The organism is Paenibacillus sp. AR247 (assembly GCF_002968895.1).
GTDB lineage: Bacteria > Bacillota > Bacilli > Paenibacillales > Paenibacillaceae > Paenibacillus_AQ > Paenibacillus_AQ favisporus.
Genome location: NZ_PCZT01000005.1, coordinates 44,857 through 58,010 on the forward strand (window position 1 = coordinate 44,857; position 13,154 = coordinate 58,010).

Here is a 13,154-nt window from a genome sequence, read left to right on the forward strand (position 1 = left end):
GCAGAATCGTAATATGCTTGCCGGACGGGGCGGATGGCTCCGGGGTGCTCCCGGTCGTACCCTCTGCCGCCGCTGCCGCCTGGGCCGAACCAGCCAACAGCACCGCACTAAACAGAAGGGAGGTGAACCATTTCCTTGTGATCATGAATCTCATAACCTCCTAAATCGTATTAGATAAATTTTCCTTACCCCTATTATTCTAATAAACTATCGGAATGGTGAAATAAGACTTATGAATCATTTATTGGCCTAAGGTTGAATATAAGTGTGCATTTCCGGCGGAATGCCGACACGCTTGCAGTAGGTTTCAGCCGTTTCGCCCTGCAGTATCGCCGTTCCAGCGGACAGAAGGCCGACGGCAAACCGGTTGGCCTGCCGCTCCAGCTTGCCGGGGGCAAAGTAGGAATGCTCCTCCAGAAAAAAATGGTTGATCCCCTTATGGAGCCGGTCATGGCCGAGCTCATGCGCGCAGACAAACCGCTGCCACTCGGGGGACAGCTCGCTGTGAATCACAATGAACCGCCGTCTCAGTTTCCGGTAATAGAGTCCCTTGGTGGATTTGCCGAGATCCAGGTAGCGGATATGAATGCCAAGGGACCGGGAAAGTTCGAAAGGGCAGCTGGTCTTATATTTTCGGATTAGCTTTCGAATCATTTCATCCATAGGATTCACCTGCAAGTTGTGGATTGTTCGTCCCACCCATCACGAAGAAGAGGGGCTGTCCGGAGAACCTGGCTCCTTCTTCTTCCGCTTATTCATCTGCTTCGCTTCCCAGAACAGCCCGGTGAGGACATCCTTGATACGCTGCTTGTCCTCGGCGTCCAGCGGAATTCCGTCGAACATCAGCTCTCCGTCTTCCTCCAGCATTTTCTTGAAATCCCGCTTGTCCTTATAGGTCGCCCATGCCGGCGCTTCCTCCTGCAATCCTTTGGGAGCCCCGTCTGGATCCCAAAACCCTGCTGCGCTCATCAGCTCGCCGTATGGAACTTCCAGTGCGTCCGCGAGCTTCCGGATGGTCGGCGGTTTGGGCACGCCCCGAATCCCGTTCTCCATGCGGGAAATTTGCGAATTGCTGATGCCCGATGCTTCGGCAAGCTGGTTGATCGTCATGCCCTTCTGCTCGCGCAGCCTCTTAAGTACGGCTCCGAATTCTTTTTCCACGGTTTAGCCACTCCCTCTATGACGTAGATCTATTTCTATCCGTTACTATAATCCAATGTTGCCAAAAGGTAAAGAAAATGATGTTATAATTACCAAATGGCATGAAAGAAAAAGGAATCCGGAGCGAAATGGTGGTTAAGCCGGGATTTCCGGGTTTTACGCGATACCCAAAAAGTGGTATGTTAACATCATTATACGAACAAAAATGCGAACAAGCCACAGTTTTTTAGGTGAACATCCATGAAGGAGCGTGTTTGAATATGGATCAAATGCTGCCGCAGCTGGACCGCCGCAAGACCCAGGCCGCCGTTGAAGCGATTTTGGAGAAATACCGGATCTATAAAACGATTACGTTTGAAGTCAGGGAAGCGAGCGTTACCGCCTCTTATACCGAACGGTTTCACGGACCGACCAACGTGACCTCTGACCAGACGGCGCAGGTCGCCATCTACAATGTGGACGCGCCTGCGGCCCGCCAGGCATACTGCCGGATGATCGAGTCGATCGTGGAACGGCTTGGCGAACGGGAACAGACGCTGATCCGCGAACGGTATATGAAGGAAGACGACGTTTTCGACTATAAAGTCTACAATTACGTGCTCGACCCGCCGGTCAGTAAGGACACGTACACGAAAATACGAACGCGAGCCTTCTATAAAATGGCGCTGGCGTTTGCGGACCGCGGGCTGCTGACGTTATCCGAGCTTCAAAAAGCCAAAGCCTGCAATTCCAAATAAAGCCTGCTCATAAGCGGGACAAGCCGGGGACCGGAGAGGTCTTCGGCTTTTTTCTTTATCTAATGGGAAGCGGGAGTTTCGGGGGATGAATCGGCCCCAGAAGTCTGATCCTAACCATTCCTATTTGGAATAAAAAGGATGCAAAAATACGAACATATATTCGTACTATTTTCCGCCGATAACCGTCCGAACTGCCGTCAGCGTTTTTGAATCCGGGGTGTAAGATTATATCATCGGGAATGAAGCAAAGGGACGTACCGAACACAATCAGTGGATGTTAAGCCGGCCGGAAGGGCCGGTTTTTTTGCGGACGAGTGACGCTTCATTGCCCGATGGCTTTGATCAGATAGAAAGGAGGGGGCCGAGTTGATACAGATTCAGCGGACACAAAAGAATGGAAGGGGCTGTGACGCAAAAGAAACGGTTCGGATGGTTGTAGTATGAGGGAAGCCGTTAAACAGGCAGTCGCTGCCTTGATTCCCGAGCTGGAAGGCCGGATCTACGATGTGCAGCCGCGAGCAGAAGGGGACGACGGGCCATACGCTGTTCTCACCCTTGGCGAGGAGATTTGGAAGTCGGCCTGGGTGGGTTACCGGCAGGTGGTGCGCGTGAAGCTGTATAGCGGCAGTGCCGGGATATCCCGGCTGGATGCCTGGGCACAGCAGCTGGTTCAGGGGCTGCAGCGCCAAAGAATAGCAGGTCCGGATCCGGGAGCGATCCTGCTGCATTACTTGGGCGTTCCGGAAGCGGACGCGCTTGATCCGGCCTCGGGCGGCATCATCCGGTGCCTCAGGTTCGGTGCGTACCTGCCGGAGGCTTCGGGAGCCGAAGCGCCTGCTCCGCCGGATGCATGGCTCAGCGCCTTGGCGGGATGGACACGGGGCAAGCTGGCTGACCTGTGGCAGGTCTACGAAACGTCGTGGCCTGCGGACCGGGAGGAGCATGCCGTATTGTGGCGGCTGGCCGGCTGTGAGACGAAGATGGCGGGGGCTTCGATGTACGAGATCCGCAAAACATTTGTGGGGCATTTGGCGGCACCGTTCCCGGAGACCGAGCATCATGCCTCGGTCGTATTGGTGGAGGAGCTGGGGGCACAGACCCAGCTGCCGCTTGGTGACGGGGAACGCCGCTACCTGTCGGTAGCGGAAGTTTCCGCGAATATGCAGGCCGACGCCATACTGGATGGACAGCTTAAGCTGACCCTGGTGCAGCGGCGGATGCGTCCTGCTGAGGAAGCGGCGCTGATCCGCCGCGTTGCCGTTCAACCTATCATGAAATGAGGTGGCCCGATATGGGCGTAAAGAAAATTTCGAAAACCCCGGAAGCCGGAAGCGGCATGCCGAGGTATGAGCTGAAGGAATTGAAGGCGCAGGCCAAGGAGCTGTTCGGGGTCCGGGCAGAGGTCGTGGCAGGTGCTATGCATGACACGGACGGTCAGCATTTTTCGATCGCCGAGGTACAAGGAAAGATCCAACAATTCATGAAAGCGAAGGTGGTCTAACTTATGGCAGGTGGAACTTGGGAAAGCACAAATCAACCGGTGCTGCCGGGATTGTATATGAACTTTAAAGCGGCGGCAACGTCGGCCATCCAAGGCGGCAGCCGCGGAACGGTGATCGTGCCGGTCAAAGCCAATTGGGGTCCGGTCCGCGAGTTCGTGGAGATCGGCAGCGAGCAGGCGATTGCTGCGATGTTTGCCGCGGATAGCGAAAATGGGGCGACCGCCTACCCGGCCCTCTATCTGGCGCTGCTCGGCGGTCCGAAGAAGCTGCTGGCCTACCGCCTGGCGGACGATACGGCCCAGGCGGCGGCCGTGACGCTGCAGAGCGGCGATGCTGCGCCGACCGCCATCTTGAAGCTGACGGCGAAGCACCCGGGCAGCCGCGGCAACGGCTTCACCGTGACGGTGCAGCCTGCGCTCGGCAATCCGGCCGCAAAGGAGCTGCGCCTGTATGAAGGCGCCAAGCTGCTCGGCACCTTCACCGGCGCGGACGGCACGGCCGCTTCCTTGGCCGCGAGCATCAACGGCGGCAATGACTGGGTCACTGCCGAGGTCGTGGATGGCGGCGGTGTACCGGCCGACGTCAGCGGACTGGCGCTGACCGGCGGCGCGAGCGGCATCGGCGGCCTGACGAACGCCGATTACGTCGCCATGCAGGAGGCCGCCGAAGGCCAGGACTTCAACCTGCTGGCGCTCGACTATGCCGCCGACATGGCGCTGCTGCAGAGCTTTGCCGCCTGGATCAAGCGGCTGCGCGGTGAAGGCCGCGGCGTCATGGCCGTCTTCGGAGGCAGCGCCGCCGATGACGTGTCGAGGGATGCGGCCGATCTGGCGGCGGCCCGCTCCCTGGCATTGAACCACGAGGGCATCGTCAACGTGGGCACCGGCGTCCGTCTGTCCGGGACGGACTACAGCTCCGCGCAGACGGCCGCCTATGTGGCCGGCCTGATCGCGGGCCAGCGCCTGAACCAGTCCGCGACGTACGCGGTCACGCCGTTCGAGGACGTTACCCGGCGCTGGACGCGCTCCGAGCAGGAGCAGGCCGTGAAGAGCGGCGTGTTCCTGCTCTTTTTTGACGGCCGCCAGGTGAAGGCGCTGCGCGGCATTAACACGCTGGCGACGCCGGCCGAAGGCCAGAGCAGCGCCTGGAAGAAGATCCGTTCCATCCGCGTCATGGACGCGATTAATGCGGATCTGCAGCGGGCGGCGGAGCAGACGTACATCGGCCGCGTGAACAACACGGAAGAAGGGCGCCTCGCCCTGATCGGCGCGGTCAAGGAGTACCTCGGCCAGCTGTCGCTGAGCAGCGTCATTGAGCCGGATGGCTATGACGTCATCCTCGATCCGGCCTACTACGGCGATTCCGCGGTGAAGCAGCCGGAGCCGGATCAGGTGTTCCTGCAGTGGAACGTGAAGCTGACGGACGTGATGGAGCAGCTGTTCGGCACTTTTTACGTGCAGTGATGGAAGAGCCGCGGTCTTTTTTTAACNCATGCAAGCTATGAAAAAAACTTGAATAACTCTGAGGAGGAACCCCTATGTTGGATGCTTCAAAAGTCATTCTCGGCACGTACGGCCAGGCCTATATCGATGGTGTATGGCAGACGCACATTAACAAGCTCGAAGCCAGCGTCGAAATCGAAAAACGCGAGCTCAAGCTGGTAGGCAGCGACTGGACGGTCCACAAAAGCGGTAGCAAAAAAGGAACCGGCACGATGAGCGGCTACAAAGTGACCTCGGATATGATCAACCGCGGCTTCACGAAGTTTGAAATCATCTCCAAGCTGGACGATCCCGAGTCCTACGGACATGAGCGCGTCCGCCTGATCCGCTGCATGCCTGACAAAATCCAGCTGGCTAACTGGACCGCCGGCGAGGAAGTGCAGGAGGAAACGCGTTTACCTTTGAAGGGTACGAGCTGCTGGACCCGATCACGGCAGACTAAGGAGTTCGGAGAAAGCTGCCAAACTGCAAAAGTGTACTTCATCCAGCCGAAGTCACCATTTTAGAAGAATATAGATGCAAAAGTGCACTGACTTCTGGTGGAATTCGCGAAATGGCGGGTTGGCCGGAAATGAAGCTGCACTTTTGCTTTTAATCGTGCCTTAGGTGGAGTAAGTCCTCTTTTCAAGGAGTAAAACTCTCAACATCATCCCTTTAGGGATATAAACCATTCAGCAAATGAAGGAGAGGAAGACGCATGAGCTTGCAGGATAACTGGAGCGAGGAACAAATTTTGGACAGCCTGTTTGAGGCGGCGGAGAAGCTGCCGGAGGAGACTGTGCGCATCAAGCGCCTGGATATGCAGATCGTACTGCACGGCCTGACCTCAAGCAAGGTGGATAGCATCCGTGAGCGGTGTACGGTCCGCCGGACGGTGAAGGGGGCGGTGGACGAAAAGGTCGATACCGAAACGTTCAACGCGCTGCTTATCTCCGAAGCCACCGGCAAGCTGGAAGTGAAGGGGCTCACGCTGAACGGCTGGGGCGATCCGCGGATCACAAGCCGATTGAAGCTGTCGGGCGGGGAGCAGGCGGTACGCCGCATGCTGCTGGCCGGGGAGCTGGACGCCGTCGGCGACAAGGTGCTGGAGCTGTCCGGTTTTGGGGTCGAGATCGCTGACCTAAAAAACTGATCGGCTCCGGGGGAATGACGACGATGCTGTACCACCTGTGGGCCCGGCATCACCTTCGTCCCGGAGAGTTTTGGCGGCTCCCGCGCGGGGAGCGGCTGCTGCTGCTCGCTTTTTCCCAGGAAGAAATCGAACAGATGGCAGCCATGAAACAAGGTTAAGGAGGTGAAGAATTCATGGCAGAAACGTTAAATTACCGGCTGAATCTCGTCATTGATCCGAAAAACGTGATCAAGGCGAACCGGGAGCTGCGGGCGATGGAGCGGTATTTCGAACGGATTCAGGGGCGGGTGCTGAAGATCGGGAGAACCCGTATGGTTCCCGAAATCGCGCTGAAGGACAGTGCCTCGAAAGGGCTGGACAGCCTGCTGGAAAAAATCAACCGCGTGAAGTCCCAGGTTATCCGGGCGACGGCGACTGTAGATGTTGCAGTAGGTGGGGGAACGTTAGGCGGAAAGATTGATTTTTCCACTCTCGTTACAGCACTTCAGGAAAACTCGGCCGCCGTCAAAAAGCTCACGGAAACGATAGGGGAGCTGAAGATCGGCGGCGGGGAGAAGAAGGACGGCCCAAAGTCCACTGCTGACAAAATCAAGGATGTATTTTCTGCACTAAAAAACTTTGGCGGAGGGTTGAAAAGCGCGGGGGAAATCCCGGATAAAGGCAAAGCCATCAAAAAGGCATGGAAAGGCGAGGACAAAGATAAGGAGAAAAAGGACCTCGCGGCCGACCCTGACGCTGCCAAAAGGGAAACTCCTCTAAGGACTGAAACTTATAAGCGGAAAAAGACCTTGGGCCGAGCGTGGAAAACGATGGGCGCAGCGGGTGATTTCATCGATACCATTGGTTCTGCTGGTGAAGGCGTTATCGGCGGAATACAGGGGTTGTGGAAAAGTGGAAAGGAATTCTTCGGTGGCAGTAAAAGCAGTGCGATCGCCAATTCAGCCACAAAAGCTGCCCAGAGCAGCGGGATCGCTGCTTCTACCGTAAAAGCCATCGGAAGCAGTGGAATGATGACTTCAGCCGCCAAGGGCATAGGCAAAAATCTGCCGGGGGTCCTTGGATTCGCAGCCGATGCCATATCCATTATGACCGCAAAGACCGGGAAAGAGCGGGCTCAAGCCATAGGGTCCTCCGTCGGGAGCGGTGTCGGAACGGTTTTGGGAGGCTTTTTAGGATCGGTTGTTCCTGGTGGAGGAACGGCGGTCGGAGCAATGCTGGGTGGTGCAGCCGGAGGTTATATAGGAGAGAAGGTCGGCGGCTGGGTCTCGGGTCTGTTCTCGAAAAAGAAGAAAAAGGACAAGCCAGTTTCCGTAAAACCTGATACTAGTTTCGGACCTGCACCGGCTGTGTCAACAGGATTGCCGTATGGACAATACGCTTCATCTGCATGGACTGCCCAAAAAGGGTTACCGGGAATGATCTACCCGAATAGGTATGTGCCTCCAACATCCCCCCTCCCACTAACCAGCAAAGCTTACGGTCCCTACCTGCCCGGAGCCCAAGGTCCGGCCGCTCCGATGGGAACAGGCCCACGGCTGCAGGCTGCAACCGGAGGCGTTAAGCCGGGAATCGGGGGCAACGGAGGCGGCAAAACGACGCCACAGCTCGTGCAGATCAGTCCGGAGCAGATGTCGGCGCTGTCGGGGTTTCTGAAGGATTTTAAAACGGAAACCAACTACAATCTCCCGGCGGGTGCGGTGCAGGTGACTGTGCATGAAGAGACGCCCATAGATGTGGAGGGCCTGATCCTGCAGATCGGGCAGCGCCTGCGTTCGGAGTTTGCCAAAGCTGCGCAGAACCGCAAACCGGGGGCGAAAGCATATGTGTAACGACGTTTCCAGAGAGGAGGAACTGCTTTGGAGTTGGTGTTAATGACCGGGAAGGGCGAGCGATTCACGTTTCCGGTTAATCCGGAGGAAGTGATCATTTCCAGGCAAAAGGGCTATGATACCGCCAACATTCTCTCGTCCGGGGAGTTCGATTTTCCGCAGGGAGACCGGATTAAGGAAATCTCGTTTTCCTCCTTTTTTCCGAAAGTATACGATGAGTCCTTCTGCAAAGGGGGAAAAGGCGAGCTGCCTGATCCGCAGGTGGCGATGAACAAACTGAACGATTTTTTGGTGATGAAAACCCCGCTCCGGTTTGTCATTAGCGAAGCCGGGATCAATGTGCCCGTGTTCGTGGCCTCCCATCAAACGACGTTCCGGGGCGGGGAGCCCGGGGACGTGTATTTCGATATCACGCTCCGCACGTGGAGAGAGCTTAAGGTGACGAAAACGGCTGGAAGCAGCACCGGCGGCGGGACGGCAGTCAACAAACAGCAGCGCACCGACATGAAGGAGAAAAACAAAACCTACACGGTCAAGGCGGGGACTCCCTTTCCAAAATCGCCAAACTGGAGCTCGGCGACAGCTCGAAATGGAACCAGATCTACAAGCTGAACCAGAAGGTAATCGGCAAGGATCCGAAACGCTATTAAGCCGGGGCAGAAGCTGGTGCTGTCATGAGTTACAAGGTGATTTTGCAGGACAAATACGATTTGACCCCCTTGGTGGAGGCGATCAACCTGCGGGACTCACTGGAGCAGATTGCTTACCAGGGCACGGTCAACTTGGTGGTGACACCGGATTTGCCTCCAATCGCACCGGGCATGGCGATCCGCATCAGCGGCATTCCTTACGGGAAAAAGGATTACGTTACCCTGCTGCATCCTGCGGTCGTGTGGGAAGTCGAGACGACGAACAACGGCATGAAGCGTATGACTATAACCCTGTACGACCGGACCGTTTATTTGGACAAATCGGAGGACGAGTATTTATTCCCTGCGAAGCAGACGGCGACGCAGCGTTTTAAAAAATATGCCGCCGACTGGAATTTGAAAATCGCCAAGCTGCCGGATACCAGTAAGGAGCTGGGCCGGGCCGTATACCGAACGCAGTCGCTGTATGCTAGCATGTTTGCTGATTTGCGGGCTACCGCCAAAGCTGGCGGCAAGCTGTATCATCCCAGGATGATCGCCTCCGGCCTTGAACTTTATGAGCTGGGTACCAACCCGGACGTGTACGTCCTAGAGGCAGTAACGGATACGATGCAGACGCGCACGCTGGAAGGAGCAGCGACGAAGGTGAAGGTGCTGGCGACCACGGCGAGCGAGACGGGCAAAGAGGTTCCGTCCAAAGTCCTCGCTATTGAGGAAAAGGAGGTGGCCAAGTACGGCCAGCTCCAGGCGATTATCCACGACGACGAGGTGAAAAACGGAGCAGCCGCCCGCGAGCTCGCCCGCAGCAAGCTGCGCGGCGTCCAGGAGACGATCACCGTCAACGCGCCGGATATCAATACGATTCGGGCAGGTGATGCGGTCATGCTGGGCCAAGTGCAGCTGATCGTCATCTCGGTCAGCCGCGAGCTGGGCAATCCGGGAAGCATGTCGCTGGAGCTCGGAACCTACGACGATGTCAAAAGGAGGTTTTACCTTGAATAAAGACCCGTATGGACAGCTTGCATCCTCTTTGTACGCTTCGGTCGGCAAGCACACGCGCCAGGCGCTCGGCGGCGTCGGGGCGGTGCTGGGGACGATCACGTCGACGGGGCTGAAGCTGGACGATTTCAAGCACGAAATGCAGGACTACATGGTGGCCGAGCTGCCCGGGCTGCTTGCGCTGCCGCGTTATATGGCGGTTGGAGCATCTGGGGTTCGGACAGATTCCCCGAACTGGGGGAGCGTGGCGATGGATACGTCGTTTTATTTTGACGAAACCGAAGTCCCTGATGCTGCGCTGAAGCTGGGTGCCGGGCTTAAGCCCGGGGACCGGGTGCTGGCCGTCCGCGTAAACGGCGGGGATGACGTGGTCGTCGTCTGCAGGGTGGTGAGCGGCCGTGGCTAATTTGTTTCCGGAGACGGAAGACATGGTGTGGACCGAGGATGCGGAGACGGAACTATTGGAGGGAAGCGGGGCGGTGTTTGGGAGGAGCTGGCGGTTCGATTTTGAAGTCGGGGAATTCGTCATGTCCCCGCCCGTAAAATCGCCGTTGCGGATGAAAGGGAAGCCTGGGTAACCTGGTGCGAAAAAGCCATCCGTACCCCGCGCTACCGCCATCTCATCTATTCCAGGGACTATGGCAGCGAGCTGGAGGATCTGGTCGGCAGCGGCTACGATCACGCTCTGCTCGAGAGTGAAATCCGGCGCATGGTTTCCGAGGCGCTCCTGGCGGATGCGCGTACGGAGAGCGTGGATCAGTTCGTATTTGCGTGGGAAGGTGAGGCCTGCCGCTTCAGCTGCCGCATTCAAAGCGTCCGGGACGAGATTGAAATCATAGAAAGCGTGGTGATCTGATGGCCGACTTGCCGCTTTTTTTGCAGGATCAGACGGAAGAGAACATTATGAGCCGCATGCTGGCCAGGGTGCCTTCGGATATCGACAAGTCCGAGGGTTCTTTTATTTGGGACGCGCAGGCGCCGGTGGCGTTCATGCTGTCCGAGGCAGCGCTGTGGGCGCAGGAGGTGCTGAGGCGGGGGTTTGCGAGTACGGCTTTCGGTGAGTACCTGACCTTAAGAACGGCGGAGCGCGGGGTGAACCGGAGAGCAGCGGTGCCTGCGACCGGGACCGCGAGGTTTGTGGGGCAGCCGGGAAAAAAAACTGGCAAAAGGAACCTTAGTTGCTACGCCGGCTGACGAAATTACGGGTGAGTCGAGTATTGAGTACCAAACAACCGCCGACGTGACGCTGGGTAGCAGCGGCGAGGGACTGGCGCCTATCACTGCTTTATTGAGGTCATGCTGGTTCCAACTAGCGGCATCATCTCGGTGACCAATCCGACAGCAGTAACCGGCGGCGCCGACGAGGAGTCGGATGAGTCGTTGTTGGAACGGTACTATGCGGAAATCCGAAACCAGGGGACCAGCGGCAACAAATCGCAATATATCCAGTGGGCCAATGAGGTTCCCGGCGTGGGAGGAGTGCAGGTCGCTCCGTTATGGCAAGGTCCGGGGACGGTAGGCATTTATTTAGTCGATATGGACAAGCGCGCAGCCAGTTCGGCGATCGTTGAAGCTGTTCAGCAGTATATTGATCCAACCATGGACGGTCAGGGGGAAGGAAAAGCTCCAGCGGGACCGGTTGTAACGGTGATGCCCGCAAAAGAGGTGCCGATCGATATCTCGGTCCAGCTCACTTTGGCTGACGGTGCAACCTTAGACATGGTCAAGGAGCAGATGATCGGCGGCATTACCGCCTATCTGAAACAGCTGGCTTTTGCCGATCCGCTTGTCCGCTTTACCCGAATTGCTGCCATTCTGCTGGATATCCCACCGATCATTGATTATTCCAATCTGACGGTCAACGGCGCCGTGGATACGAATATCCAAATCAGTCCTGGGGAAGTAGCCGTATTGGGGGCGGTGGACGTTCATGAGTGACGCTGCATTTACAAGCTCTCGTGGTGCCGAACTGTTCTCCTATCTGCCAGCTTACTACGAATTCAGCCGGGTCATTCGAGCTGATGTGGATGCAAAGGGCGCGGAGATGGATGCTCTTTATGCGGCGCTGAATGAGACGCTGGAGCAGTTTTTTGTGAAGACGGCGACGTGGGGGTTGGAACGGTGGGAGGCGGAGCTGGGGATACCCACGGATAAAAATAAGCCGATTGATCAAAGACGCTCTTATGTTGAATCCAAGTTGAGAGGCAGTGGCAAGGTTTCGGGTTCGATGATCAAAAACGTGGCACAGGCCTACGACGGCGGGGAAGTTAGTGTACTGATTTCACCGGGTGAGTATAAAATCACCGTTACCTTTATTGGTACGCGGGGTATTCCAGCGAATTTGGAAGATTTGAAGGCAGTCATGGAGGAAATAAAACCGGCTCATATGTCATTGGAGTATAAATTCACTTATTTAACGTGGGACGAGCTGGACAAAGCGAAGAAGTCCTGGGATCAAACAGATGCGCTCAATCTCACCTGGGATGAATGGGAGAAATATAGACCGTAAAGGAGGGGTTAAGGGATGGCTAATACTTTGCCGAGCGGTATCCAGCGGCCAGAGGGCTCTGATAATAACAATCTGGCCGCATACAATGCAAACTTGGATATTATTGATTTTCTGGGGCGGCCATACCAGGAGAAGGTGGATACATCGTCTTGGGACGCAGACGCGCAGGTCTACACAAAGGTTCAATACCTTCGGCCAGAAGACGGGAGCGTGGCAATCAGCTGTCAGCTGTCGAACAAGAACAGCAGCGGCAAATACACGACGGACACCTGGACGCTGGGCATGCCTGGGGGCACCAAGACACGGACCTGGACGCTGACCTACGACAGCGCTGGAAACGTCGTAAACAAGACGTACGCAGACAGCTAAGGAAGGAGGAGAGAGGCATGCCAAGCATTACAGATGCGCTGCGGGCGCGGGGGATAGGATCGGGTCAAGGGATTAGCCAGACAGACCTGACAGCGCTGATTGATGTAACAAACGCGGCGGAGGCGAACAATGACGCGATCAAAACCGACGTCGTCAACAAGCTGAACTCTTTGAACCCGGCGCTAAACCTGACGACAGCGGCGTCATGGTCGACGATCCGCGCAGCGATCGCCAGTATGCAGTATCGTGGGGCGCAGGTGATCACCCCGGGGCCTTCGGATATTACGATCCCTGCAGGCTACCACAACGGCGCTGGAGTCGTGAAAGGAGTAAACGTACCTAGAGATAAAGTCCTCACAGGTACAACCATAGCGGGGCAAGCTGGGGTAATGCCGGATTACTCCAACGCACAGAACACGGGGAAAGTAGCGCCTGCAAACATTAAAGCAGACGGAGGTGGAACCCTGACTATAGCACCTCAGACGGGGTACTACTCGCTCGGCGTCGACTCTCTTAATTACGGCTCTATAGCGGTATATGACCCTAACTACATCCCCGAGAACATCTTATCAGGGAAATCTATTTTCGGGATCGAGGGTACGGCTGGAGGTTGGAAAGTGGCGAACGGGTACACCCAATCTTCATCACTTAATGGTCAAAACTACCCGACCACCTCCGGCGCCACGATCACCAGAGCCCCGTTTGTAATTTCTCAAAACTTCGGATTCACTCCAAAGGTCATCATAGCCTGGAAGAATAAGGCT

13 protein-coding genes and 5 pseudogenes are annotated in these 13,154 nt (G+C 56.5%); 16 read left to right on the forward strand and 2 right to left on the reverse strand.

All coding sequences use genetic code 11. The features are described from left to right. Positions 1-249 precede the first annotated feature (249 nt). Together CPT76_RS04220 and CPT76_RS04225 are read right to left on the reverse strand one after the other, a co-directional pair. Positions 250-663, reverse strand: coding sequence for an ImmA/IrrE family metallo-endopeptidase (locus CPT76_RS04220; RefSeq protein ID WP_105442032.1), 414 nt, complete (start codon positions 661-663; stop codon positions 250-252). 39 nt (positions 664-702) lie between these two features. After that, positions 703-1,161 (reverse strand): XRE family transcriptional regulator, encoded by a 459-nt coding sequence (locus tag CPT76_RS04225; RefSeq protein ID WP_105442033.1) that lies wholly within the window; start codon positions 1,159-1,161, stop codon positions 703-705. 260 nt (positions 1,162-1,421) lie between these two features. On the opposite strand from CPT76_RS04225, the gene CPT76_RS04230 reads away from it, so the two are divergent. The 16 genes and pseudogenes from CPT76_RS04230 to CPT76_RS37015 all read left to right on the forward strand — a co-directional run. Further along, positions 1,422-1,898 (forward strand): ArpU family phage packaging/lysis transcriptional regulator, encoded by a 477-nt coding sequence (locus CPT76_RS04230; protein WP_105442034.1) that lies wholly within the window; start codon positions 1,422-1,424, stop codon positions 1,896-1,898. A gap of 440 nt (positions 1,899-2,338) precedes the next feature. Beyond that, entirely contained in the window at positions 2,339-3,178 is an 840-nt protein-coding gene (locus CPT76_RS04235; protein WP_105442035.1) for a hypothetical protein, read from the forward strand. 11 nt (positions 3,179-3,189) lie between these two features. After that, positions 3,190-3,399 (forward strand): YqzN/YkzM domain-containing protein, encoded by a 210-nt coding sequence (locus CPT76_RS04240; RefSeq protein WP_105442036.1) that lies wholly within the window; start codon positions 3,190-3,192, stop codon positions 3,397-3,399. A 3-nt stretch (positions 3,400-3,402) separates the two neighbouring features. Then, positions 3,403-4,863: a phage tail sheath family protein gene (locus CPT76_RS04245; protein ID WP_105442037.1), complete on the forward strand. Its 1,461-nt coding sequence runs from the start codon at positions 3,403-3,405 to the stop codon at positions 4,861-4,863. 74 nt (positions 4,864-4,937) lie between these two features. Next, positions 4,938-5,344: pseudogene (locus CPT76_RS04250) on the forward strand (phage tail tube protein). Between the two features lie 255 nt (positions 5,345-5,599). Continuing rightward, positions 5,600-6,034 carry a phage tail assembly chaperone gene (locus tag CPT76_RS04255; RefSeq protein ID WP_076175084.1) on the forward strand — a complete coding sequence of 145 codons (435 nt, stop codon included), beginning with the start codon at positions 5,600-5,602 and terminating at the stop codon, positions 6,032-6,034. A 23-nt stretch (positions 6,035-6,057) separates the two neighbouring features. Next, positions 6,058-6,192, forward strand: a complete 135-nt coding sequence (locus CPT76_RS38915; protein ID WP_258168074.1) for a hypothetical protein — start codon at positions 6,058-6,060, stop codon at positions 6,190-6,192. Positions 6,193-6,207: 15 nt separating this feature from the next. Continuing rightward, positions 6,208-7,863: a hypothetical protein gene (locus tag CPT76_RS04260; protein ID WP_105442038.1), complete on the forward strand. Its 1,656-nt coding sequence runs from the start codon at positions 6,208-6,210 to the stop codon at positions 7,861-7,863. Between the two features lie 42 nt (positions 7,864-7,905). Continuing rightward, positions 7,906-8,541, forward strand: a pseudogene (locus CPT76_RS04265) (LysM peptidoglycan-binding domain-containing protein). Beyond that, the gene (locus tag CPT76_RS04270) at positions 8,538-9,515 is read left to right on the forward strand and encodes an XkdQ/YqbQ family protein (protein ID WP_105442039.1); all 978 of its coding nucleotides are present in this window, start codon (positions 8,538-8,540) and stop codon (positions 9,513-9,515) included. Before CPT76_RS04265 ends, CPT76_RS04270 begins: the two are co-directional and overlap by 4 nt. After that, the gene (locus CPT76_RS04275) at positions 9,508-9,918 is read left to right on the forward strand and encodes a hypothetical protein (protein ID WP_105442040.1); all 411 of its coding nucleotides are present in this window, start codon (positions 9,508-9,510) and stop codon (positions 9,916-9,918) included. The genes CPT76_RS04270 and CPT76_RS04275 overlap by 8 nt, the downstream gene beginning before the upstream one ends. Next, positions 9,911-10,368: pseudogene (locus tag CPT76_RS04280) on the forward strand (DUF2634 domain-containing protein). The gene CPT76_RS04275 and the pseudogene CPT76_RS04280 overlap by 8 nt, the downstream one beginning before the upstream one ends. Further along, a pseudogene (locus tag CPT76_RS04285) lies at positions 10,368-11,450 on the forward strand (baseplate J/gp47 family protein). The pseudogenes CPT76_RS04280 and CPT76_RS04285 overlap by 1 nt, the downstream one beginning before the upstream one ends. Then, positions 11,443-12,021 carry a YmfQ family protein gene (locus CPT76_RS04290; protein WP_105442041.1) on the forward strand — a complete coding sequence of 193 codons (579 nt, stop codon included), beginning with the start codon at positions 11,443-11,445 and terminating at the stop codon, positions 12,019-12,021. The pseudogene CPT76_RS04285 and the gene CPT76_RS04290 overlap by 8 nt, the downstream one beginning before the upstream one ends. 15 nt (positions 12,022-12,036) lie before the next feature. Then, positions 12,037-12,390 carry a hypothetical protein gene (locus tag CPT76_RS04295; protein ID WP_105442042.1) on the forward strand — a complete coding sequence of 118 codons (354 nt, stop codon included), beginning with the start codon at positions 12,037-12,039 and terminating at the stop codon, positions 12,388-12,390. A 17-nt stretch (positions 12,391-12,407) separates the two neighbouring features. Continuing rightward, positions 12,408-13,154 (forward strand): annotated as a pseudogene (locus CPT76_RS37015) (hypothetical protein); the annotation flags it as partial.